The sequence below is a fragment of the Acinetobacter sp. YH16044 genome (assembly GCF_013417145.1).
GTDB lineage: Bacteria > Pseudomonadota > Gammaproteobacteria > Pseudomonadales > Moraxellaceae > Acinetobacter > Acinetobacter amyesii.
On the sequence record NZ_VPEK01000014.1, the window covers coordinates 16,830 to 41,391 of the forward strand.

General features: G+C 41.7%; 25 protein-coding genes and 2 tRNA genes. 10 read left to right on the forward strand and 17 right to left on the reverse strand.

Going from position 1 to position 24,562, the window contains the following annotated elements; translation table 11 throughout:
• Positions 1-510 precede the first annotated feature (510 nt).
• From pgsA to uvrC, 3 genes are all read right to left on the reverse strand, one after another.
• Positions 511-1,098, reverse strand: coding sequence for a CDP-diacylglycerol--glycerol-3-phosphate 3-phosphatidyltransferase (gene pgsA, locus FTV38_RS09815; RefSeq protein WP_078190467.1), 588 nt, complete (start codon positions 1,096-1,098; stop codon positions 511-513).
• Between the two features lie 104 nt (positions 1,099-1,202).
• Complete coding sequence (locus FTV38_RS09820; RefSeq protein ID WP_180022389.1) at positions 1,203-1,997, reverse strand: thioesterase family protein; 795 nt, start codon at positions 1,995-1,997, stop codon at positions 1,203-1,205.
• Between the two features lie 136 nt (positions 1,998-2,133).
• On the reverse strand, positions 2,134-3,933 hold the full coding sequence (uvrC, locus tag FTV38_RS09825) for an excinuclease ABC subunit UvrC (protein WP_180022357.1): 1,800 nt from the start codon (positions 3,931-3,933) through the stop codon (positions 2,134-2,136).
• Between the two features lie 178 nt (positions 3,934-4,111).
• Between uvrC and FTV38_RS09830 the strand changes: the two genes are divergently transcribed.
• Positions 4,112-5,158 (forward strand): AAA family ATPase, encoded by a 1,047-nt coding sequence (locus FTV38_RS09830; protein WP_180022358.1) that lies wholly within the window; start codon positions 4,112-4,114, stop codon positions 5,156-5,158.
• Positions 5,159-5,211: 53 nt separating this feature from the next.
• On the opposite strand, the gene FTV38_RS09835 is transcribed toward FTV38_RS09830, so the two are convergent.
• Together FTV38_RS09835 and FTV38_RS09840 are read right to left on the reverse strand one after the other, a co-directional pair.
• On the reverse strand, positions 5,212-5,625 hold the full coding sequence (locus FTV38_RS09835) for a PH domain-containing protein (protein ID WP_180022359.1): 414 nt from the start codon (positions 5,623-5,625) through the stop codon (positions 5,212-5,214).
• 181 nt (positions 5,626-5,806) lie between these two features.
• Positions 5,807-6,889, reverse strand: coding sequence for a diguanylate cyclase domain-containing protein (locus FTV38_RS09840; RefSeq protein WP_180022360.1), 1,083 nt, complete (start codon positions 6,887-6,889; stop codon positions 5,807-5,809).
• Here FTV38_RS09840 and FTV38_RS18080 point away from each other — a divergent pair.
• Positions 6,888-7,013 (forward strand): hypothetical protein, encoded by a 126-nt coding sequence (locus FTV38_RS18080; protein ID WP_257220820.1) that lies wholly within the window; start codon positions 6,888-6,890, stop codon positions 7,011-7,013. The genes FTV38_RS09840 and FTV38_RS18080 overlap by 2 nt on opposite strands.
• A 256-nt stretch (positions 7,014-7,269) precedes the next feature.
• Here the strand turns inward: FTV38_RS18080 and lpxO are convergent, their stop codons facing one another.
• Positions 7,270-8,184, reverse strand: a complete 915-nt coding sequence (lpxO, locus tag FTV38_RS09845; RefSeq protein ID WP_180022361.1) for a lipid A hydroxylase LpxO — start codon at positions 8,182-8,184, stop codon at positions 7,270-7,272.
• Between the two features lie 471 nt (positions 8,185-8,655).
• Here lpxO and fadB point away from each other — a divergent pair, with 471 nt between their 5' ends.
• From fadB to FTV38_RS09860, 3 genes are all read left to right on the forward strand, one after another.
• On the forward strand, positions 8,656-10,809 hold the full coding sequence (gene fadB / locus FTV38_RS09850; RefSeq protein ID WP_078190473.1) for a fatty acid oxidation complex subunit alpha FadB: 2,154 nt from the start codon (positions 8,656-8,658) through the stop codon (positions 10,807-10,809).
• Positions 10,810-10,821: 12 nt separating this feature from the next.
• On the forward strand, positions 10,822-11,994 hold the full coding sequence (gene fadA / locus FTV38_RS09855) for an acetyl-CoA C-acyltransferase FadA (protein ID WP_168379008.1): 1,173 nt from the start codon (positions 10,822-10,824) through the stop codon (positions 11,992-11,994).
• Between the two features lie 369 nt (positions 11,995-12,363).
• A complete protein-coding gene (locus tag FTV38_RS09860; protein ID WP_180022362.1) occupies positions 12,364-13,083 on the forward strand; it encodes a hypothetical protein in 720 nt (239 codons plus the stop codon).
• A 149-nt stretch (positions 13,084-13,232) separates the two neighbouring features.
• On the opposite strand, the gene tehB is transcribed toward FTV38_RS09860, so the two are convergent.
• Complete coding sequence (gene tehB / locus FTV38_RS09865) at positions 13,233-14,105, reverse strand: SAM-dependent methyltransferase TehB (protein ID WP_180022363.1); 873 nt, start codon at positions 14,103-14,105, stop codon at positions 13,233-13,235.
• Between the two features lie 297 nt (positions 14,106-14,402).
• Here tehB and FTV38_RS09870 point away from each other — a divergent pair, with 297 nt between their 5' ends.
• Complete coding sequence (locus FTV38_RS09870) at positions 14,403-15,023, forward strand: hypothetical protein (RefSeq protein ID WP_180010565.1); 621 nt, start codon at positions 14,403-14,405, stop codon at positions 15,021-15,023.
• A gap of 53 nt (positions 15,024-15,076) precedes the next feature.
• On the opposite strand, the gene FTV38_RS09875 is transcribed toward FTV38_RS09870, so the two are convergent.
• From FTV38_RS09875 to FTV38_RS09920, 10 genes are all read right to left on the reverse strand, one after another.
• On the reverse strand, positions 15,077-16,438 hold the full coding sequence (locus FTV38_RS09875) for a GGDEF domain-containing protein (protein WP_180022364.1): 1,362 nt from the start codon (positions 16,436-16,438) through the stop codon (positions 15,077-15,079).
• 377 nt (positions 16,439-16,815) lie between these two features.
• Complete coding sequence (locus FTV38_RS09880; protein ID WP_078190480.1) at positions 16,816-17,094, reverse strand: hypothetical protein; 279 nt, start codon at positions 17,092-17,094, stop codon at positions 16,816-16,818.
• Positions 17,095-17,173: 79 nt separating this feature from the next.
• Positions 17,174-17,923 carry a hypothetical protein gene (locus FTV38_RS09885; protein ID WP_180022365.1) on the reverse strand — a complete coding sequence of 250 codons (750 nt, stop codon included), beginning with the start codon at positions 17,921-17,923 and terminating at the stop codon, positions 17,174-17,176.
• 192 nt (positions 17,924-18,115) lie between these two features.
• On the reverse strand, positions 18,116-18,643 hold the full coding sequence (locus FTV38_RS09890) for a hypothetical protein (RefSeq protein ID WP_373683023.1): 528 nt from the start codon (positions 18,641-18,643) through the stop codon (positions 18,116-18,118).
• 193 nt (positions 18,644-18,836) lie between these two features.
• Positions 18,837-19,571: a class I SAM-dependent methyltransferase gene (locus FTV38_RS09895; RefSeq protein WP_180002804.1), complete on the reverse strand. Its 735-nt coding sequence runs from the start codon at positions 19,569-19,571 to the stop codon at positions 18,837-18,839.
• Between the two features lie 104 nt (positions 19,572-19,675).
• On the reverse strand, positions 19,676-20,398 hold the full coding sequence (locus FTV38_RS09900; RefSeq protein WP_180002802.1) for a hypothetical protein: 723 nt from the start codon (positions 20,396-20,398) through the stop codon (positions 19,676-19,678).
• A complete protein-coding gene (locus FTV38_RS09905) occupies positions 20,398-20,847 on the reverse strand; it encodes a hypothetical protein (protein WP_180002800.1) in 450 nt (149 codons plus the stop codon). The genes FTV38_RS09900 and FTV38_RS09905 overlap by 1 nt, the downstream gene beginning before the upstream one ends.
• A 151-nt stretch (positions 20,848-20,998) precedes the next feature.
• Positions 20,999-21,074: transfer RNA gene (locus FTV38_RS09910), tRNA-Phe, on the reverse strand.
• Positions 21,075-21,211: 137 nt separating this feature from the next.
• Positions 21,212-21,287 (reverse strand) — tRNA-Phe (locus tag FTV38_RS09915).
• 207 nt (positions 21,288-21,494) lie between these two features.
• On the reverse strand, positions 21,495-21,884 hold the full coding sequence (locus FTV38_RS09920; protein ID WP_180002798.1) for a GNAT family N-acetyltransferase: 390 nt from the start codon (positions 21,882-21,884) through the stop codon (positions 21,495-21,497).
• Between the two features lie 97 nt (positions 21,885-21,981).
• Here FTV38_RS09920 and hisB point away from each other — a divergent pair, with 97 nt between their 5' ends.
• From hisB to FTV38_RS09940, 4 genes are all read left to right on the forward strand, one after another.
• A complete protein-coding gene (gene hisB, locus FTV38_RS09925) occupies positions 21,982-22,575 on the forward strand; it encodes an imidazoleglycerol-phosphate dehydratase HisB (protein WP_078190487.1) in 594 nt (197 codons plus the stop codon).
• The gene (gene hisH, locus FTV38_RS09930; protein WP_180002797.1) at positions 22,575-23,192 is read left to right on the forward strand and encodes an imidazole glycerol phosphate synthase subunit HisH; all 618 of its coding nucleotides are present in this window, start codon (positions 22,575-22,577) and stop codon (positions 23,190-23,192) included. The genes hisB and hisH overlap by 1 nt, the downstream gene beginning before the upstream one ends.
• A 130-nt stretch (positions 23,193-23,322) precedes the next feature.
• A complete protein-coding gene (locus FTV38_RS09935; RefSeq protein ID WP_111884526.1) occupies positions 23,323-23,832 on the forward strand; it encodes a DUF805 domain-containing protein in 510 nt (169 codons plus the stop codon).
• A gap of 229 nt (positions 23,833-24,061) precedes the next feature.
• On the forward strand, positions 24,062-24,535 hold the full coding sequence (locus FTV38_RS09940) for a DUF805 domain-containing protein (RefSeq protein ID WP_180022366.1): 474 nt from the start codon (positions 24,062-24,064) through the stop codon (positions 24,533-24,535).
• The last annotated feature ends 27 nt before the right edge of the window (positions 24,536-24,562 follow it).

The following is a 24,562-nucleotide window of genomic DNA, read 5'->3' on the forward strand; positions in this document are numbered from 1 at the left end:
ATGATCTTTATCATTGCTGAAAAATCTTTTATCCATTGATCAATTTTATTTAAACTTAAATAGATGAATCTATTATTTAAATAATGTTAATTGTATTTTTTATCATCGCATATATCGATTTTTATCGTTTAAATCCAAACAAAACCTACCAAAGTTACTGGCCAATTTGTATCAAAAATTCTTAATGTAAATTTGTGATACATTTCTCAATAAAACACAACATTACACTACAAGAAACTCCATGTATTTCTAAATCTGCTTTCCTATAATAGCAATCAAGGAGATGGAAACATCTTCCATAATAGCGATAAGTAACCCCGATTTTCCTTCCCAGATTTCCCCCAAAATCTGGGAATTTTTTTTATCCAAAATTTGCGCCAACGTCTCACATTTAACGTCAAGCTCTAATCAAATGAAGCGCTGTTCAAACTAGACAAACCCTCAATTTTTTCTAAAAGCTCGGCAATAAAAAAGCCCCGATAACGGAGCTTTTAATAACTTACTTTTAAATCAAGGTTGTTTTAAATACGGCCATGCGGCTTTCAAATATATAAACATCGACCATAGCGTTAAAACCACGGCTGTATAGAGCAATCCATACGCCAACATTTCTAGGGGTTGCCAATTCAGCAAGAACACTGAAATCGCAATCATCTGAAATGCTGTTTTATATTTACCAACGGTTGAAACCGCAACACTGGTACGTGCGCCTAATTCAGCCATCCACTCACGTAGCGCAGACACCGTGATTTCACGTGAAATAATCACAATCGCTGCAAAGGCCATCGAAATGGTTGGTTGCCATTGCACCAAGACGATCAAGGCTGTTGCGACCATCAGTTTATCTGCAACAGGATCGAGAAAACGTCCAAATGCTGAAGTCTGATTTAAACTTCTCGCAAGATAGCCATCAAACCAGTCAGTGACAGCTGCGATCACAAAAATAGCGGTCAGCAATATATGACGTGACATGCTTGCAGCATGCTCACCCACGCCCATTGCAGGTGGCCAATACGCCACCAACAAAAACACAGGAATTAAAGCAATTCGTGCCAATGTTAAAATATTAGGAATATTCAGGATTCGACCTGTTGTCATAGACACCCCAGTTTTCCCCTCATGCACGATGAAAATGCAGAATAATTTGAGGATTTATCCATCGTTAGTTGCACTCACTTTATACGAAATGCCCCGCAGTGTCACTAGGCAAACACCGTAACAGTCTGTCGCGCAATCGCAATCAACTGGTCATTTTCATCCCATAAATGCGCATATTCCGTGGCGTAGCCATCCGCTGCATAGTCGGTAAATACTTTATATTTAAACCAATTATGCAAGCTTGATTGCAAAGGATGCACATAGGTTAATGTCCACGTTAAAGAACTCGCAGGTGCCATGGTTTTGTACATAGGCAGCACGCCGGGCGGCCACATATCCATCGAGACCAGTAAATCAGCGACGGTCATCTTACGGTTATCATGGCGTTCTGGATTAAAACGCATCCAACCACTAAAGTCAGGCTTTTTGCTTGCAGTACACGGATACTGCCCATCTACCCAGGCCAAATCCATTTGCTGAAAACACTGTGGTGCAAGTGGATGATGTTCGGCGATCTTTAAACTGCTCACTTCAGGGAAATCGGGTGCTTGACGTTCCTGATTGACGGCAATAGTTGATTCACGTGGAACACCAAAACTCGCCAATAAAATGCTTTGTACTGCATCATCTTGCCAAAGTCGAACTTCGATGGTGGTGACGGATTTGCCCTGTCTTAAAATTTCAGTACTTAAACGCATGGGCGCCAATTGCACTGGCCCAACAAAGGTCACATTACAACTGAGTAAACGTCGCTGCGGATCGGCAATGGTAGCAACGGCTTTGTGCATCATCATGCCTGCCACTAAGCCGCCATAGATCGTTCGTCCTTGCAACCATCCTTCTGGAATCTCAACCCATTCATTGTGTTCAATATGTTGATACAACTGTGCGAGTGACATCATCATCCCTGATCATATTTTTGATTTTTATATCATTGTATAAAAATCAAATGATGTGAATGATCAGTGACTCATGCGTCAATGAGCATTTTGGCAAATTCAGGATTGACCCGTCATCGATTGGGCTTATTTCGTTCTATTCATGCAGGATTTTATAAATGGTGCGCGCCATCACATCGCCTAAGCCAGGAACCAGTTTTAAATCATTTTCAGAAGCTTTTAACACCCCTTGAATGCCACCAAAATGGGTCAGAAGATCCCGACGACGTTTTGGCCCTAAGCCCGGAATCACCTCAAGTACCGATGAGCCGCGCTTTTTATCTCTTTTCGCTCGGTGTTTGGTAATGGCAAAGCGGTGGGCTTCATCACGAACCTGTTGAATCAAATGCAGGGCTTTATGGTCTTCGGGCAATTGGATTTTTTCACCATCGGTAAAGTGCAAGGTTTCCAGACCCGGTTTACGCCCCTCACCTTTGGACACCCCGACCATAAAGGCATCGAGCTCAAGTTCTTGCATGACTTCCATCGCCATGTGTAATTGACCTTTACCCCCGTCAATTAATAGCAAATCGGGCAGCATATGCTTTTTATAGCGGCGGGTCAGCGCTTGACGCATGGCAGCATAATCATCGCCTTCGGTAATATCATTGATGGAAAATTGGCGATAGTCACGCTTTCTTGCGCCGCCCGCATCAAAGACCACACAAGACGCGATGGTTGCCTCCCCCATGGTATGAGAAATATCAAAACACTCAATACTGTCAATCGGCCGCCCAACGACTTGCTCTAACTGATGAAAGCGCTCATTCAATTCAAAATGATCAGCCAATTTACCTTTAATCGCATGTTGTACATTCATCTGTGCCAATTCTTGCCACTCTGCACGGGTTTCACGCACTTTATGTTTGATTTGAATCCGCTTTTCAAAGTGTTGGTACAACGCATCTTCCATGTCTTTACGATCTGAAATATCGACATTAATGATGAGTTCCGCAGGGATTTCGTCTGCCACCTGAAAGTAAAAATTGGCAATAAAATCTGAGAGCATTTGCCCCAAATCATCGCCCAACATGTCAGGAAAATAACTCTTTCCGCCGAGCATTTTACCATTGCGCACATGCATAATCTGCACACAGGTCACACCGGCTTGATAAGCAATGGCAATGATATCGGCCTCACCTTTGACTTTATAAATCGCTTGCTGGGTTTGTACATCACGCAGCAGTGCCATACGATCACGATAAAACACCGCCTTTTCAAACTCCAAAGCTTCGGCAGCAGCTTCCATTTTTCCAATTAACTCTTGATTGAGCTCTTTGGTGTCGCCTTGTAAGAAACGAATCGAGTTATTGACATCTTCTTTATAATCTTCGGGTGAGATCAACCCCACACAAGGCGCGGAACAACGTTTAATTTGGTATTGCAGGCATGGTCGTTTGCGCTGTGAAAAATAGCTATTTTCACACTGACGCACATTAAACAGTTTTTGCAGCACCACCAAAGTATCACGCGCGTTATAAGCACTCGGATAAGGCCCGAAAAACTTACCGGCCTGATGCTTCGCTTTGCCTCGCCCTGCGGCAATTCGTGGATAGGGTTTATCGGCTGAAATAAAAATATAGACATAAGATTTGTCGTCTCGCAGCATGATGTTATACGGCGGACGATGCAGCTTAATCAGGTTTTGTTCGAGCAATAAGGCTTCTGTTTCAGAACGCACCACCAAGCTTTCAATGTCATAAATACGGGCGACCAAGGCTTGCGTCTTGGGATGCTCAATGGTTTTGACAAAATAACTCGACACACGATTTTTTAAATTCTTTGCTTTACCCACATACAGCAACTCACCGTCTTTACCCAACATGCGGTAAACACCGGGTAGAGTCGTCATATTGGCAAGAATTTTTTCAATATGTTCGCGTGCGTTTTCGTTCACTTTTGCCTTGTTCCATCATCGATATTGCTCTTTGACATGATGTGATGCTTTTACCTGCATTTTCAAGCAATCCCGCAAATTTATTGTTGCTCATAGCAATGATCTGATTGCTAAAAGCTATTAATGCAAAATTCTAAATTTGCTATGCTCAAAACATCCCGCTTTAGGAACATGATGCATGACGAACGCCAATCCCGCCATCCATGTCGTACACCCGACAACTTCGACGCAGAGCACTGCTGAAAAAAACCGTTTGATGGGTAAGCCGCGTTTTCATTTTGAACCGCATGACGTTATGCAACACTTAAAGCAACGGATCATTGGACAAGAAGCAGCATTAGACGAAATTGAAAAAATGCTGCATGTGGTCAAGGCTGATTTTTCCAGTCCTGAACGACCACTCTGTGTAACCTTAATGCTTGGACCGACAGGTGTTGGTAAAACCGAAACCGTACGTTTAATCAGTGAAGTGATTTATGGCCGACCTGATGCCTTTTGCCGTATTGATATGAACACGCTCGCACAGGAACATTATGCGGCTGCCATTACTGGTGCGCCTCCGGGCTATGTCGGTTCTAAAGAAGGCCATAGTTTATTTGATGAAGTTGCCATTGCAGGTAGTCATACCCGTCCGGGCATCGTGCTTTTTGATGAACTGGAAAAAGCGTCAACCGAAGTTCTTCGCGGCTTAATGAATGTGCTGGATAGCGGAAAATTAACCCTAACCTCAGGTACAAAAACCATCGACTTTCGTAATTGTATGATCTTTATGACCAGCAATGTCGGTGCACAAGTGGCACAGCAATATCTAGATAAGTTAAATTTTTTGCCCGAAAAAATACAAAAGGTTTGTCTCAAGCGCGTGCCGGTCAGCAGCATTATTGAAAAAGTCATGCAACGTAAATTCGACCCTGAATTTATTAACCGTATTGATCGTGTATTGCAATATCAACCCGTTCAAAATGATGCCTTGCCCCGTTTGGTGGAGATTGAACTGGAAAAACTTAATCAACGCCTACAACATCAAAAACGCAGTATCAAACTCACAGATGTAGCCAAAGCACATTTTTATCAGAACCATGATATTCGTTATGGCGCACGACATTTAGCACGAAAAATGCGGGTCGAGCTTGAGCCTATTTTGGCGGTGTATTTTTTGAATCATCCCGAACAAACTAAAATACACCTAGATGCACAACTTGGACAATTGGTTATTATTAAATAATTCACTGGTCTTTAAAAGGCATGCTCACATACCTTTATTCAGCATTCTTATATTTATTGGATTGGAACACCAATCGCTTTAGCAAAAGCTTGCGGATCTTTCGGTGAAACCATGACGAATTTGCGTTGTCCATTCTGTATATATTCAATTTTTAAACGTTTAATGGAAAGCGCAGGTGCCGCAGACAAATCCTGACTTGCACTGATGCGTTGGATATCCTGCAAAGGAATCTGCCAACGTAGAAACATGCTACGGATATTTAATTCTGTAGCGGAAATTTGATAACGTGTATTGAGTATTGGCCACCACAGCAGTAACACCGTCAAAATATACACCGCGGTATGAACAGGATATTGTTGCATCGTGCCTTTGGCTTGCATGGTGAGTAATAATTGAATGAGTAAACCGCTCATACAAACAATAAACGCCACCACCCACCAATCTTTTTTTGAACGAAAAACTTGCATCTTATCCCCCATCAACTGCTTTTATTCTATACAAGATTTTGCAGGATGCATCTGCTATTTCAGCTTTATTTTTTGCAGGAAATAAGCATACTTATCACATTATTTTCAAGAATATGGAGATCCATTTCGCTCAAGTTTCGCTAGTCATCTATTGTTATTTTTGGCGTTCTTTACGCTCGAATCACGCTTCTTTCGACATGGGTTGTTCCTGCAAACGTTTATAATTCTTTTTCTCTTGATACATTTTTGCATCGGCTTGTTGTACCAAGCTCATGGCGTCTACATAGCCTTGCTGATGGTCTGTTTGGCACAGCCCAATACTCAAACTCAAGCCACTTTCCATTTCTTCCACGGTTTCAAGTAATCGCGGGATAAAACTCCCTTCCACATGCTTTTCACTGCAACCAGGCAAGACCAAACAAAATTCGTCTCCGCCATAACGGAAGCAATGATCATCTAAACGTGCAACCGACTTTATGGCCGCAGCAACCGTTTGTAGTACCTGATCTCCACGTGGATGACCTTGTTCATCATTGATCTTTTTAAAATCATTGATATCAATAAACACTACTGTTACAGGTTCATGATTACACTGTGCGGTATATAAAATACTGGTCAATAAGGTCGATAAATGCCGGACATTTAAGAGTCCTGTTAATGGATCGCGCTGTGAAAGTTCTTCCATTTCTTGTGCACGAAACTCTAGCGCATGCGCATACTGTTCCATTTTTTCACGGGAGATCTTCACCTCATTAATCAAACTCCATACATAGGTTTCCACCACCAATGTAGTGTCGAACATAAAGAGCTTTTCCAAGGTGTTAATAATCCGCTGATACTGTTCCGTATCATTAAAGGTACGCTGAATTAAGCGGAACAACATAGTCTTTAGGGTATGTACCGCAGAGAGATACAACTTAGGCTCTACACCAATGCGCTTATGAACCAAACCAATCCGTAAACGGTTATTCACATAAGCGCTGTCATAGCGCCCAGAAAATAAGTCCAATAAATACTGGTGCTGCGCGCGTTGCAAACGCTTCAAGGTATCAAGATCACCAATCAGAGTGGCAATTTCAGGAATTGAGGTTTGATTTTCATAAAATTCATCGACCATACTGTCGAGTATCGGCGCCACAATCCCACCAATCGAAGCCAGTTCCGCTAGCTCTAAATCAGTCAAGCCAAGCAACTGTTTACGTCGTTCTATATCTTGCATCGAAATATGCATTTGATGCATCAATGTTTGGTTGGTTGCTTTCATGAATCGGATCCCCTTCCCGCCAAATCAATCCCTTCAGGCGTTTAAACAGGGTTTCTATGCAGTAGGTCTTCATGCCTGCATGCAAAGCTTCAACCGTTCACCTTTGGGTTTTGGCTATCATTGATGATGACGCTTTTCTTTCAGCTCAACGGTTTTGCATGGGCTTAAGTTCGGACGTCAACATCATATTCCTCGTCTATTGGCTCACTTTTTCTGGCTTATTCTGGTTCTAGCTTATTCTGGCTAACACTATTTCTGCTTTTGGCTGATTTGCTCTGCATAATTATTTTTATTCTGCTTGCACGATAACTGATATTTTGCTGACTGTCAGCATAAAAAAACGCCCCTAAGGGCGCATTTTTTCAATATTTATTCTACTTTTAAAATAAATATGGACGTACAAAAATCAGGAAGAACAGCCCCAACATCAGGAACCACTTTAAAAAGTAATACAGTGAACGATTGGTTTTTTTCAAGGCTTTGGCTTTTATGCGAATTTGATAGACATAGCCAAATACTTTATTTAAACCACCTGTTTTATCACCGCTTTCATTCGGTGAACTTGCAGCAGTCATGACATTTTTACCAAACCAATGGTTAAAAGCTTCCATCCACTTTGACTTTAATGGCCGTTCAACGTCTGCAAAGAAAATAATCCGGTTCTGATCCGTTTTATTTTCAGCATAGTGAATATAGGTTTCATCAAACACCACACTCTCGCCGTCACGCCATGAGTACCGCTGACCATCGACATCAATAAAACAACGGTCATTATTCGGCGTTAGTAAGCCCAAGTGATAACGCAATGAACCGGCATAGGGATCACGATGACGGACTAAACGACTGTCAGGCGCCAACTCAGTAAACATCGCGGCTTTAATAGTGGGTAGATTTTTTAACAAGGCCGTAGTTTTTGGGCAAAGTTCAGCAGCCGAAGGATGGGCTGAGTCATACCATTTTAAATAAAAGCGTTTCCAACCTGTTTTAAAGAACGAGTTAAATCCAAGGTCATCATAAGTACTCGATGCTTTGATGCCCCCTTTTTCATATAAGGCCTTGGCTTCATCACGAATCATTTCCCAGTTTTCATCTAAGACTTTTAAATCTTTAAAATGCTGCGTGTCAATATAGGGTTGGCTCGGCACTTTTGAAAACATGTACATGAGAAAATTGATCGGTGCGAGCAATGTCGAATGATCAAAAAACTGACGATAAAATGAATGACGGACTTTACCGCGTTGCTGGATATAAAACGCAGAAATGACAAAGACCGCCAGGATAATCCACTTAATCATATGAGGACCTGGTGCTAATAAGCATTGTGCTTAATAAAAAATTAACTTTTGAGAACGCGGCGAGTATAGCATAGTGCTCAGTGACGCTTAAATAAGCAGCATAGAACACTGTGTCTCAGCAAAGATGGATGACAATAGTAAAAGTGAATTGACCATTCTGCCGAAAAATACACTTGCTTTTTTCTTGATTTTTTCTTTCGCATCTCAATCTATAGCTTACATTTATAAAAAAATGTGAACTGAAACATAAGCTTCAACATATTTAATCAGAGCGATAGCGTTTAAAGGCAGATCCGAAGGCTATTTCCAAAAGAAATTTTGATGACCCTAGCGTCACGGCTTGATACAACTTGTTATGTTCTTTTTAGATATAGTTATCGTAAGATTAGCGAGGCATAAAGTGTACGCAGGAACCGCGTACTCGCTTCACAACATCAACTTAGAAGTCCTCCAAAATAAAGGAGATCAGGCATGATCCACGCTGGCAATGCCATTACCGTCCAAATGCTTTCGGACGGAATTGCAGAATTCCGCTTTGACTTACAAGGTGAGTCGGTCAACAAATTTAACCGCGCAACAATTGAAGATTTTAAAGCTGCAATTGACGCTGTTAAAGCAAACGGTGACATCAAAGGTTTAATCGTTACTTCAGGTAAATCTACATTTATCGTGGGTGCAGATATCACTGAATTCGGTGAAAACTTCGCTCAAGGCGAACAAGCGATTGTGGATTGGGCATTGCCTGTTCACGACATCTTCAATGCGTTTGAAGATCTAAACGTTCCTAAAGTTGCTGCAATCAATGGTATGGCATTGGGCGGCGGTTTTGAAATGTGCTTAGTGTGTGACTATCGTGTGATGTCAGAAGCTGCACAAGTTGGCCTTCCAGAAATCAAACTTGGTATCTACCCTGGTTTTGGTGGTACGGTTCGTTTAAGCCGTGTGATTGGTATCGACAATGCGGTTGAATGGATGGCAATGGCTGCGCCGAAAAAGCCTGCTGCTGCGCTCAAAGACGGTGCTGTTGATGCAGTTGTTGCTGCAGACAAACTACAAGACGCTGCAATTGACCTTGTGAAACAAGCGATTGCTGGCCGTGTAGACTGGAAAGCAAAACGCCAAGAAAAATTAGATCCTGTTAAATTGAACATGCTTGAACAAATGATGGCATTCAATACAGCGAAAGGTGCAGTTCTTGCAAAAGCAAATCCTGCTCAATACCCAGCGCCAAAACTTCTTTTAGACTCATTACAAGCAGGTGCAAGCCTTCCACGTGATGAAGCATTGAAAATCGAAGCGCAAGGTTTTGCTAAAGCGGCTGTAACTCCACAAGCAGGTGCGTTAATTGGTTTATTCCTTAACGACCAAATTGTGAAGAAAACTTCGAAGAAATATGAAAAAGGTGCGCACCCTGTCAACCAAGCCGCTGTATTAGGCGCGGGTATCATGGGTGGTGGTATTGCTTACCAAGCGGCAAGCAAAGGCACACCAATCATCATGAAAGACATTGGTAACCCACAACTTGCTTTAGGTATGAAAGAAGCAAATGGCTTACTGACCAAACAAGTTGAACGTAAGAAGATGAAACCTGCTCAAATGGGTGAAACTCTTGCTCGCATCCGTCCTACATTAAGCTATGACGAATTCAAAGAAGTGGACATCGTGATTGAGGCAGTAACAGAGAACCCGAAAGTTAAGGGTATCGTACTTGCTGAAACTGAGAAAAATGTTCGTGACAATACGATCATTGCTTCAAATACTTCAACAATTTCAATCACACGTTTGGCTGAAAACCTACAACGTCCTGAAAACTTCGTAGGTATGCACTTCTTTAACCCTGTTCACATGATGCCATTGGTAGAAGTGATCCGCGGTGAGAAAACATCTGCTGAAGCAATCGCGACAACTGTGGTTCTTGCTCAGAAAATGGGTAAAACACCAATCGTAGTTAACGACTGCCCAGGCTTCTTGGTAAACCGCGTACTATTCCCTTACTTCGGTGCATTTGACCTTCTACTGAAAGACGGTGCTGACTTCCAGCAAGTTGATAAAGTGATGGAAAAATTCGGCTGGCCAATGGGTCCTGCTTACCTCATCGACGTTGTGGGTATCGACACAGGCGTACACGGTGCGGAAGTAATGGCGGAAGGTTTCCCTGACCGCATGAAGCCAGACTACAAAGGCGCAACTTTAACCATGTACGAAAACAAACGTCTTGGTCAAAAGAACGACGTTGGTTTCTACAAATACGAACTTGACCGTAAAGGTAAGAAAGCCAAAGTGGTTGATCCAGTGGCTTACGAACTTGTGGCTTCTGTTGCAACTGCGGAAAAACGTGAATTTGATGCTCAAGAAATCATTGACCGTATGATGCTGACGTTCTGTAACGAAACTGTTCGTTGCCTAGAAGACAACATCGTAGCGACTGCTGCTGAAGCAGATATGGCGATGATCATGGGTGTAGGTTTCCCTCCATTCCGTGGTGGTCCATGCCGTTACATCGACCAAACAGGTGTCGCTGAATACGTAGCGCTTTGCGACAAATATGCGTATTTAGGTAAGGCTTATGAAGCGCCACAAATGTTGCGTGACATGGCTGCTAACAACAAAAAATTCTACGGTTAAGGAGCAACGTGAATGGCTACTTTAAATCCACGTGACGTTGTCATCGTTGATGGCGTACGTTCAGCAATGGGTAAAACCAAAAATGGTATGTTCCGTAACGTCCGTGCTGACAGCTTATCTGCTGAATTAGTACGCGCGCTTGTTGCTCGTAACCAGTTTGATACCAATGAAGTTGAAGACGTAATCTGGGGCTGTGTAAACCAAACCCTAGAGCAAGGTATGAACATTGGTCGTAATATTGCATTGTTAGCAGACCTACCACGTACTGTTGCAGGTCAAACAGTGAACCGTCTTTGTGGTTCTTCTATGCAAGCAATCCACACAGCGGCTGCGCAAATTGCAACCAACCAAGGTGATATCTTCATCATTGGTGGTGTAGAACACATGGGTCACGTTGGCATGATGCACGGCATCGACATCAACCCTGAAGCGTCTAAGCACTATGCAAAAGCGTCTAACATGATGGGCTTAACGGCTGAAATGTTAGGTCGTATGAACGGTATTTCGCGTGAAGAACAAGATGCGTTTGGTGTTGAATCACACCGCCGTGCTTGGGCTGCAACACAAGAAGGCCGTTTCAAAAATGAAATCGTGGGCGTTGAAGGTCACGATGCAAATGGTTTCAAAATCCTGTGCGATATCGATGAAGTGATTCGTCCTGATGCAAACCTTGAAGCATTCCAATCGTTACGTCCAGTATTCGATCCGAAAGGCGGTACGGTAACTGCTGCAACATCTTCAGCTTTGTCTGACGGTGCTTCTGCAATGTTGCTGATGTCTGCTGAACGTGCTCAAGCTTTAGGTCTTAAGCCACGTGCTGTGATTCGCTCTATGGCAGTTGCAGGCTGTGATGCTGCGATCATGGGTTATGGTCCTGTACCAGCAACTCAAAAAGCGCTTAAACGTGCTGGCTTGTCTATCGCAGACATCCAAACGTTTGAATTGAACGAAGCGTTCGCTGCGCAAGGTTTGTCTGTTCTTAAAGGCTTAGGCATTTATGACCAACAAGACCGTGTGAACTTGAACGGTGGTGCGATTGCATTGGGTCACCCATTGGGTTGTTCTGGTGCGCGTATCACAACGACTTTGCTGAACGTTATGGAACAGCAAGATACACAAATCGGTCTTGCGACTATGTGTATCGGTCTTGGTCAAGGTATCGCGACCATTATCGAACGTGTTTAATATTTAGTTAAATACTGAGATAAAAGAAACCCCGCTTAGTGCGGGGTTTTTTATTTGTTAACTAAACTCTCATGAATACATACTGGAAGCCCCTTCTCCCTCTGGGATGAGCAGCATGCGCCACAAGAGGATGAGGGAAATTTTTCATATAAATCCTCTCCCTGAGCGGTATTCTGCGCAAGTCTCCTTAAAAGGAGAGGGAATGTCCATTGTGAAGTAAATTTTGTTCAAAAATCTTCAGCAATAAACCGTGCTAAACAACCCTTAAAAAACGTCTTAGCATATTTAAAATTTAAAACGTTAATTCTCGATTTTCAGCGATTTTTGAATTATGGTAAGGCCTGAACCAAAACTTAAATATGCATAACAATGATAAATAAACGACTTCACTACCTCATAAAGATGAGCTGCCTAAGCACTTTTATTTTTCTTACAGCTTGCGTTACAAATAATCAAATCGGTGAACTCTCCCGTGATCTGTTTCAAAAATACGAAACAAAATATGCATGGAGAACAATCCTTGAAGATGATGTGATCGCATTTGGCAAACCTGCTAAAGCAATACCCAATGAACCAATCGATAGCATCGTAGTCGCAGGCAATAAATACAGCTATTTGATCAATAAAGGCGGTGCTGATTTTATTCAACTGATAAGCCAACTCAATCCACAATATATTCGTCTCCATCGAGAACTTGACTTTAATTCTCCGAGCCCGAACAGCACTAAATTTAGCGGAAGCTTTAAATTTTATTATGCGCCTCCCAATGGAACACTAAGTCCTACGGAAAGGGCATTATTCAACCAATATGGCGTAGCACCATGTGATTGTTCAAAGGCAGAACAGCAAGATCATCTCTTTAACTTAGAAATTGCAGGTACGGTTTACCCAAAAGTTGCGAATGCCGCAGATTTAAAGCCCTTAAGCCATCCCTATAAGATCCGTATCCAGCATTACGAAGACCAAAGTGGCTATGTTAAAAAGTCAGGGCAGGAAAAATTGGCAGAATTACCACTATTACCTTTAACACTCACAATCGACATCATTCAATTGCCTCTAAAAGCTTTGGGCTTTATTTATCAGCCTTAAATCAGAGTACAATCATATTCAATTGGTCGAATTTTCTAAGTACAAATACAGCCTGACTAGCTCAAAAATGGTTCCCTTTTTCTAGTTTAAGTAAAGTAAGTGTTGAGTTGATCACCAATCCTTCAACTCAACATCCTACAATTCTTGGCTTAAATTTTCTGCGCCAACAAAGTCGCAAAATGCTGCTTAATCCGATTGCCTTGCTCATCCACCCGATGCAGCTCACCGACATTTTCATTGTATTTCACAATATTCCAGCCCTCATAAAGCGCACTTAACTCCCCTGCTTTAAACGCAAAAGGAAAGTCAGGCTGCGCAGGCAGATTAGGCGTATCCATCGCGCAAACGATCAGGTTATAACCATTGATATTTGTCGCTTGCTGCATCTGCTGAATCAGCGGCTTGACTGTATTGGCCTCTAAAAACATCATCACCACGGTACAGCAAATAAAGTCGTATGTACCTGCAATGCTTGGGTCAGCGTTTAGATCACGCTGCTGTACATGAATATTTTCAATGCCTTCCGCAGCGATTACCTCTTGCAGCTTATGCAAACTGTGTGGATTGACATCCCATGCATCCACCTCAAAACGCTGCTCAGAAAACTGACTTAAGTACAGCGAATTACGCCCCTGCCCACAGCCGACATCCAAAGCCCGACCACCTTGCAAATATGGTGTTGCTGCCAAAATCTCTGAATGTGTTGGGCTGAGTTGATATTTCTTATAAAAATAGTCCTGTGCTAAGCAATAAAAACTCAACTGACATTGCACATCGTCACTCGCAGACACAATCTTGTGCCACGCCTGCGGTTCGATAAACGGCGGTGGCTGATCTGGGCTAAATACATGCGTGGAAAGGATATTTCCAGACGCATCTAACATGGCAAAGTTCACTTCACCTTGCAGTACGGTGAGTTTTGCCCAAGTGCCTGCTTTGGTATTGTGCTGATTTTTAAAACCTTGTGGAATCGACTGCTGCGTCCACACAGGGAGCTGTTTATAACAAATAAGCTGCTGCATCTGACGTAATCCCTCATGCGACGTTATTTTTATGCCATACCAATAGCGGAAATGTATATTCACCATAACGGCTTTAACAGTGATTTTAAATCAGCTTTGAATTGAAAATTTCGAATGCTGTGCAATGTACGCTGTTTTTGTTTGTTTTTCTGCGTTACACCATGTTATCCGTTTGTAACATTAGTGGAATATTCACACAATCAAATCCCTTACTCTGTGCCGTGTAACCTAAGGGCTGTTGATAAGGCATAAAATTTACAATGCCTTATTTTAACTAAGTTTTATAGAGTGATGACTATGAACGCGATCAAAACTACTTTAGCTGTTGCTTTAGTTGCTGCTACAACTTCTGCTATGGCAACTACTGCTGTAGAACAAAAACCTGCGACTGCTGTTGAAGCTGTAAAAGCTCAAGCTGCACAAGCGAAAACTGCAACTGTAGCTGCTGCTCAAGCAACTAAAGATGCTGCTAAAACTCAAGTGGCTGTTGCAGAAAAAGCGACTCAAACTAAAACTTTAACAGTGAAAGAAACCACTAAAGCAAAAACTGCTGACATGAAAAAAGCAGTTGTAGAAAAAGCAGCAGCAACTAAAGAAACTGCAGTTGCAGCAAAAGATGCAACTGTAGCAAAAACTGTAGCGGCTAAAGACGCTGTTGTTGCGAACACTGTTGCAGCAAAAGACGCGACTGTAGCAAAAACTGTAGCAACTAAAGATGCTGTCGTTGCAAAAACTGTTGAAGCAAAAGATGCAGCTGTAGAAAAAGCAACTGATGCAAAAGAAGCTGTTGAAACTAAAACTGAAGAAGTAAAAGCTGAAGCGAAAAAAGACTGCGCTAAAAAATGTGCAGAGAAAAAAGCTGAAGCAGCTAAAGCTGAGAAAAAAGGTTTCTTTTCTTGGTTCAAAAAAGCAGCTTAATCGTTGATTAAATGCAAAAAAAGATGCCTTCACGGCATCTTTTTTTTGCCCATTTAGACTGCAATACTGCTTTCTGACAACGGAATAATCTTTTGATAAACAAACTGATTTTTCCCTTGTGATTTCGCCTGATATAGGCAGGCATCGACATGTTGTAAAGTCGTGGAGTAATTGGACAAACTCAACTGTTGAAACTCGGCCAAGCCCATACTAAAGCTGACATCTAGCCTTAATTGATCTTTTCGAAACGGCACATGTTCGCAGCGTTCCAAAATTGTTTCACACAACATTTTACCCTGCTCCAAATCGGCACCTTCGAGCAAAATTAAAAATTCTTCACCGCCCCAACGACTAATAAAACTCGCGCGTGGACTACAATTTTTTAAGATTTTTGCCAAATGCACCAAAACACTGTCCCCCATTTGGTGTCCATATTGGTCATTAATTTTTTTAAAATTATCGACATCGAGCAAAATGACACAGCCTTTATCAACCGCACCCTCTATAAATATTTGTTCTTTAAAGGCATGGCGATTTTTCAGTCCCGTCAACTCATCGCAAAAACTTACACGTTGCAAAGCCAAATATAGACGTTTATTTCGTGCATACAGCTCACAAATAAACAGAAAAATGATCAAATAAATACCCAATGCCAAACGATAAGAACTGATCCGCGAGAGCATATGTACCTGTGCATCCGACCAATATTCCCCAGCCAATGGCATGGCACCATACCAGCCACAGATCAGCGTCATTAAGCCAATCAGCCAGCAAAAGGTTTTGAAGTCATATTTGATCGCGTAGTAACACATCAATAAAGGCAAGACCATGCAAGCATAGAAGATCTGATCATTTGAGATCACATATTGGACGGCCAGTGCCACGATCAGATAGCCATAATCCACCCACGGCACATTCATCCAGCGCTGAACACCAAACAGTAAACACACCACAGCCAAACTTGTTGCAAATTGCTCTAGAAAATAATCAACAAAGGCAAAGTATTGGTTGTCCATCTGAAAGCACGCCACAAACAAGAGACTGCCTGCAAAAGCACTCACGATACTCGGAACAGCTAACATTAGGGTTCGCTTAAAGCGGCGTTTTTTTAAATGGCTCAGCGCTAAATAGGCTTTAATAAATACCCAAATCTGAAATGCCGAAATCGCACACAGGAGAAATTTATCTTCTAAGATTTTGGCAGGATCGACCATCAGCGAAGCCACAAAGATCGCACTAAAAGCATAAAGCACGATCAGTAAATCGTGACTTAAATGCTTTCGCATTAAAACCATGCCATAGGCAGCGAATGCATTTACCACCCAAACAGGGCTAATGAATAATTCATAGGTATAGCCTATCGACACCAATGAAACCGCACATATGGCAAGCCATAGCAGTATTAATTTTTTCATACGCTAAAAAAATCGTCTCTAAAAATGGCGATAAACCTTTCATTCAAAGCCAATCGGTCTAAGGTTAGAATTTTTGCAAGTTCAATACAGCTCAGCTTCTTATGAGTTATGGGCTGCTGGCTAAAAAGTTATGTTTAAATTTTCGGCGTATTTTAAGTGATTTAAGTCACACTATTGGTTGATAGTTGTATTAAATTTGCAAATCCAATGCCTCAGGACAATTTTAGGGCTCACGTTTTCTGCGCCATTCATACTAGCTCAGACCACGCTCCCCCCAATTAAGTTCGCTAGCAACAAAAAAAGCCATCCGCTAAAGGATGGCTTTGAATTGCATAACATATCTCGAAGCTGTGCTGAATAATTTGAATGAAAAGGACTTATTTTAATATTTGTAATTGTTCCATCAACCAAGCCATGTATTTATCTTGATCCATAAAGTCAGGCGCCGTCCCTGTATCCAAACTATAAAATTGTTGATTAAATTCAATCACAATCTGTTCAGTCAAATGCCAATCTTCAATCATACGAAAATACTGACTGAAGAAAAAACGGTTCTTGCCCCAATTGTTTAAACTTTCCAAACGTGGATATTGGCGGTTCGCGATGAAGTCGATATAGACCTGCTGAATATCATCAAAAATCTGAATAGCTCGCATGAGCATGGACCTCTATATGATGTAAAACCTTGCTATAAGCCACTTTATCGCGCAATTTTGAAAGAGAGATGACCGTCAGTTAAAGCTTTTGTTTCAACTCTGAACGGTTCTTTTGGCGGATCTCATCCATTTGCGCATTGAGCGCTAACATCTCTGTATAAAGCTGATTAAACTGCTTTAAAGGCGCATCTTCATAGAACATAAATAATTTATTTTTCTTTTCCCATTTATTGGCTTTCAGCACAGCAAAGATCTCATCAGCCTTCGCCAAGCTTTGCTTTTCTAACTCAAATAAAGCATGCGACTCATCACTATCACGACTGTCTCTTAAACTCTGGGCAATTTGCTGACGAAACACCTGTTTGACTGCCAACTGTTTGGCCTGAGCTAAACCATTTTCCTCTTGCTGTGTGGTTTTTTGCTCATAAGCATCGACCACTGCATGCACCTGCTGCAGCATTTGCTCAGTCTCTTGATATTGGTTTTTTTTATCTTTTAATAAGCGATCGATATCGAGAAATTTATCCCAATTCAGTGCTTTAAGATCACGAATATATTGATTCCGCGCTTCTGCACGCTGCAGCATTTGGCTCAAAATAAAATCCGACATGATTTTATAATCACCCGTTAGCCGTGCATCTGTCACATTGAGTTGTATCGGCTCTTCCCAGTGCTGAGCTTGCTGAAAAATTTGCTCGGTTTTTTCACGCAAAACCGTTTCATAGGTCGAGAGTTGCACAGCTTCTTTTTGCTGTACTGAATATTGATAAAACATCCATCCAAAGACCAATACCGTAGCACTGGCCAAGACAACAAAGATACGCGGCATAATGAGCTCCGAATGCCCTTTTATTCAGTTTAACCAAAAGTTTGAAGATTGACGATAAAATAGCCATGCTTTTTAAGAAGGCTATTTGAAAACATCAATGTAAATAGACTTAAATTGCGCATGCCATCAAAACGAAAATTCATGGATAAAACATGAATTTTCGCCTTCAATGTACTGTAGAGATGTATTCGATTATGGGGTCTTAATCGGATTGGTATTTAACTGACGGTCGATGTTTCCGAGATTGATTTGCTCACGACTGATTTGCACATTGGTCGCATTACGGTCAATCCCAAAGGGTTGCAACATAATATATAAACCATTGCGTGGGTCAGAAGACTGCAAACCTGCGGCAATATTTAAAACATGCTGTTGCATCAAAGGCGATAAATTCGACATATCTGGCACTGCTGTGGCAGGTAAGATATCAATATTTGACACGATTGTTGCATCGACACCTTTGTTTTGAGTATCACGCTCAAGTTGCATCACCCGTTGCTGTAAGGCTTTACGGCGATCCACCTGCTCTTGATACTCAACAATGCCCGTCTCTGCACGCATTTCACGCTCTGCCATAATGGTTAAAGCAGGCATCTGAATAGCTTGTTGTTCGGTTTCATCAGCTTTTGTAGTGGCTTTTTCCGCAGCCAATGTACTCATAGCCGTCATTGCTGCACTAACAAAAACCAAAACGGAAACAGATTTAGGGAGATTCATCATGTTCATTCCAAGAGATTTAAAAATAGAAAATTGAAAAAATTTACACTGCTATTATTGTACAACAATTAATCAATTTACCAGATTTAACCCCGACAAACGGCAGGATAGCACAGCTAGTTTAAACCTCACGTTGCTCATTCTGGACTTGAGATATCATCCTTTACCTATCTGCATTACCACTGCTTTTTCTTTTTTATACTGTTCCAATTCTTAACAGCACAGGAAATGACAAAGCAAACTCTTGCTGCGGATGTCGGCTAAAGAAATCCTGCAAAGCTGCACACGGCTGAAGTGTCGGATGCCGCTGTTGATAGTGTTTAAGCCCAGACCACGTTTGCAAATAGTCCAAAATTTGCTGTGAACTCCACCTGTAATTTAAAAACAGCTGAGGTGTCGCTAACTCCTGAAATGGAAACGGAATACTGCGATATTCTTCGTCGATGTAACAACGTTCAGCATCCCAATAGCCTTTTAACGTGACAAAATACAGATCCTGTAAAAGCTGGTTCAATTCCGCGTGTTCAAATTGAATCAGACCATAACCCACAATGGCGATATGACCTTGGGGTTTCAATACGCGTCGTACTTCTGCATAAAATGCAGCAAAATCGAACCAATGAATCGCTTGCGCGACTGTGATTAAATCCGCTGAATGGTCGGCAAGCGGACAATGTTCGGCGCTAGCTTGCTCATAACGCACATTGTCTAAATTGGGTGCTTGTGCCAATTGTTCAGCACTCAGATCTGTCGCTAAAATCTGTTGAAAATAGGGCGCCAAACCTTTGGTAAATTGACCTGAACCTGCACCACAGTCCCATGCCAATTCACGCACGGCAACATACTGCAAAATGCTATCAACGACTTCAGCAGAATAACTTGGACGTGCTTGTTGATACAGCACACTCCCTGTAGAGAAAAGATCTTTCATTGTAGAAATTCATTGGTTATTTTTTATCAGTTTAATCGAATTTTAGGGGTAGGAACTAGCACTTAAGTCATAGCTTCAGCGATAAAATTTGAGCTTCAAAATATTTACTCAATCACATGCTGTATATAAAAACTGGTCTGCGCAATCGGGCTTAATTGATCATTCATTTGATAATATTTCACATCATAATGACCAGTTTTACATCCAGTCATAGGATAGAAACTCACCCAGTTTTGTTGCTGTTGCTCACTAACTTTGCGTGGTGTAAAGAGCAGCACTTCACCGCTATCACGATGCGTCAAACGCACCATGACTTGCATATTGTTTGGAACTTTACCCATGGTATCAAAATGTGCATACAACGGCTGCTCTGCATAAATGTCACGCGGCAGTACATTTTCAACCCCGTATTCTTGCTGTGCCATAACCGCGGCTCGTCCACTCATAGGCTCATGAGGATTATTTTTTGCATCAACAAATTCGCGTACAAGATGCTTCGCAAATTCGCGTTTGTTTTTTATTGCCGATAAATCATAGCTGGGAAAAGCTTGTTTTAAATATTGATCCAACTGTTGTGGTGTCGCCTGATCAATGACGGCATTCACCTGAGTCATTTGATTTTTAAGTTGCTGTTGTAATTCGATATTATTTTCAGACTGCTCAGGTATATTCTGCTGAAGGTTTTGAATAAACCTAATCCCTGTCTGATCTCTATTACTTTCTATAACTGTAGGATCATCAGATACAGTATTAGACGGGGCTATTAAATAGCCCAATCCAAAACAGACGAGTCCAATCAACATTGGCACAATGAATTTCATCAGCATTAATTACACGTAATCGTTTCAGTCACGTTATTCGCCAGCGTGATTTTCAAACTTCCATTTGTAAATAATGCCCCCTGATTCACTTCTTCTTTAGTTCGATTACTGCCTGACAATAATCTTAATCCTTCTGATGTACAGATTCCTGTCTGGGTATCATTTGTTAGCTTTAATACACAGCCTGCTGTTGTCACTTTATGGGTATTTGCTACAGGTTGAGTACATATTGCCGTGATCACATTTGTAGACGGTGTTTTAAGATCACACGCTGAACAATCTCGACTTGCACTACCGCATGCATTTGCTGCATTTTCACTTTTACATTCATAGGTCACACCATTTTGAATAATGGTTTTAGAATAGGAAGAATCGACATTACTACCGCCCCCGCCACCACATGCGCTCAGCAAGGCAATCATGCCGATCAAAACAGGAAATAATATTTTTTTCATAACCTTAACCCTTATTTTTTAATAATTTTCTTATAGCAATTGGGCCCATCATCTGGCATCGATTGTAGCAGTTAAACTGTGCGAAATATCAACACCTGAAAAACAGCAGACGAAAAAAAACCTCAAACAATCGTTTGAGGTTTTTCTAATATGGTGGCGAGACCCAGGATCGAACTGGGGACACACGGATTTTCAATCCGTTGCTCTACCTACTGAGCTATCACGCCGATGCGGTGTATTAAGCCGCATCTCAGTTAATTAGTCAATCATATTTATAAAAATATTTTTCGTATGCATATTTTTTAGGCAAAAAAAATCCCTGATGGGATCAGGGATTGATAAACTGAAAAATCAGTTTTGAATATGGTGGCGAGACCCAGGATCGAACTGGGGACACACGGATTTTCAATCCGTTGCTCTACCTACTGAGCTATCACGCCGATGGGGCGTATTAAACAATTTCAGTCTCATGGCGTCAAGCATCCGTTGCGCTTTTTTGTGCAAATGTTTATTTTTAAATCAATATTTCACACTATTTGCTTATTTTTTGAGTGATTTCAAATTTCCACAGCTGAAATTACAGTGACGAAACTGTATTTATCCAACAAAAAAGCAGCTCAATGGCTGCTTTATTATTGGAGGGCAGGTTATTCAGCCGCAGTAATTTTTCCAATGTGTGCCAAACAGCGGTGGATCGCGCCACAACCTGGTTCAAAAGTTTTCACCCCTTTTTCTTCTTCCATACGGGTGGTCTCACTGACCAAGCGCTCTGCAACACCACGCCCACGATTTGCAGGGTGTACCACAATATATTCAAGGGTTTTGCTTTCACCTTGGCCTGTACACCAAATCGCACCAATCAATTTTGTATTAAATTCTGCAGTATAAACTAAGGTATACTGAGCTAAGTTCTGCTCAAGTTGTTCAATCGCATCGGAACCGTCGCTAAACTCAGGGCTGGTGTCATACAGTCGCTCAAGCTGGCTACGCACTTCATCATTTTCCAAAGAAGTATAGGCATGTACGGTAATAGGCATTGATAAACCCTCCTGAGCAATCTAATATGCGGTGACTTTTCGTCACAGCGAAAATATTTTTACATCAATCATTTTGACGTATTTGAGGAACGTGTCTATGACAGATCGTATCAGTGAAGTGGTAAGAAACACCAACGAAACCAAAATTCGAGTTCGTGTGAATCTTGATGGTACTGGTCAAGGCACTTTAAACACTGGTGTTCCATTTTTAGATCATATGATTGATCAAATCAAGCGACATGGTCTGTTTGATATTGATATTCATTGTGATGGCGATCTTGAAATTGACGATCATCATACCGTAGAAGACTGTGGGATTACACTGGGCCAAGCCTTTGCTCAAGCACTGGGCAATAAAAAAGGCTTACGTCGCTACGGTCACTTCTATGCGCCGCTCGATGAATCACTGAGTCGTGTTGTGGTGGATTTATCTGGCCGTCCGGGTCTTTGGATGGATATTCCATTCACTCGCGCGCGCATCGGGACTTTTGATGTGGATCTTTTCTCTGAATTTTTCCAAGGTTTTGTGAACCATGCGTTAATGACGCTGCACATCGACAACCTAAAAGGTAAAAACAGCCACCACCAAATTGAAAGCGTATTTAAAGCCTTTGCCCGTGCATTACGTATGGCGTGTGAAGTTGACCCGCGTGCCGAAAATACTGTTGCGTCTACCAAAGGAACATTGTAATGACCCGTATTGCCCTTCTTGACTATGGCATGGGAAATCTTCACTCAGCAGCAAAAGCCCTCGAACACGTGGGTGCAACTGTTGATGTCACCAATGATCCTAAGCTGATTGCACAAGCAGATAAAATTGTGTTCCCCGGTGTGGGAGCAATGCGTGACTGTATGCAAGGCATGCATGATGCAGGCATTGATGATGTGGTCCGTAAAGCGGCATTTAATAAACCTGTGCTTGCGATCTGTGTCGGCATGCAAGCTTTAATGCAGCATTCCGAAGAAAATGGCGGTGCAGATGCATTGGGTATTTTTGAAGGTTCGGTTAAACGTTTTCCTGATGTAGAGGGATTAAAAGTGCCGCACATGGGCTGGAACCAAGTGCATCAGGCAGACCCTAGCCACCCGATGTGGAAAAACATTGAGCAAGATGCACGTTTCTATTTCGTACATAGCTTCTATGTAGAGCCGCAAGATTCAAGCATTGTCGCTGCTACCTGTGACTATGGTTTGGAATTTTGTACCGCAATTCACAAGGAAAACTTGTTTGCAACACAATTTCACCCAGAAAAAAGTCATACAGCCGGTCTGCAATTGCTGAAAAACTTTGTGGAATGGGATATTTAAAATTCCTTCACCGCAAAAAAGCCCGCTCCTTGCGGGCTTTTTTGTACTGTTTATTTTTCATCCTTTTATTTTCTACATATTCATTTTAGAATTTGCCTACTTATAAAAATACCAAAGCCTAGGAATAATAATGAATACCTTCACATCTGACTCACCGACCCAAGCCAGTGGTCGCTTTAGCCGGCGCGCATATCTTGCATGGAATCTACTTCTCGGCATTATTTTTACGCTAATTGCTGTTGTAGTCGGCCTGCTCATACCCGGCGCGCAAAATGCGCTGACTGAGGGTGCTATGTCGACGCCACTCATGATTATTTTCTTTATCATGTATGCCATCGTCATTTATTACAGCGTCATTTTCTTAATCCGTCGTTTACATGACCGAGACCATTCTGGATGGCTTGCACTGCTGATCTTAGTTCCTGTAGTGAATATATTGTTTGCGCTCTATGTGTTATTTGCACCGGGTAATAACGGTAGTAATAGCTTTGGACAACCACGCCCGACCAAAGGCTGGGAAACCGTGCTGGCTGTTTTGTATATCGTGGTGTTTATAGTCGGGATACTTGCTGCGATCATGATTCCGTCTTACCAAAACTATGTGATCCGCTCTCAACAAACCACGATTCAACAACAATAATGATAAATCATTAGATGCCGCCGAGATCGTCCTAAACAGCAATACATCTACTCAAACAAGCTCACACAAGTGGGCTTTTTTTGTACTTTACCTTTATAATCAACGCGCTTTTTTGGTACAGGATCAAATCCTGTACTTTTTCACATTTTTATGTCGTTTTTAGCTCAATTTTTTGCGGCTAAAAATGAATGATAACAATACTTTTTACGATAATTTAAGATCATTTAATATGAATAATTCACCCAATATTAACTCTGGCTGGAACCGTGACGGTCGCTTTAATCGCATGTCATTTATCGGTTGGAATGTCTTCTATGGCCTCATGCTAAGCATACTGATGCTGCTGATTGTCAGCATGATGCCCAATACTCTCAATGCCCTAATAGCTCACGCTGAAAATCCAATGACGCAAGTGATTGGATTTATCCTAAATGTTTTAATGCTGATCCCTTTGATGATTTTTTCAGTGCGTCGTTTGCATGACTTTAATCTCTCAGGCTGGTTTGCACTCTTAGAGCTGATTCCGTTGCTCAATATCGTCATGTGCATTGCGCTGATGCTCATCCCCGGGTCTGCAAATGCCAATCAATATGGTGAGCCACGTGAATCCAAAACATGGGAGGTGGTTCTCGCCTTTCTCTTTATCAGTTTATTCTTACTGATCTTGGTAAATGTATTATTTACTGCGCGTTTTCTGTTTTAAGTTACTGTCTTTAAACCTCTTGGTCAC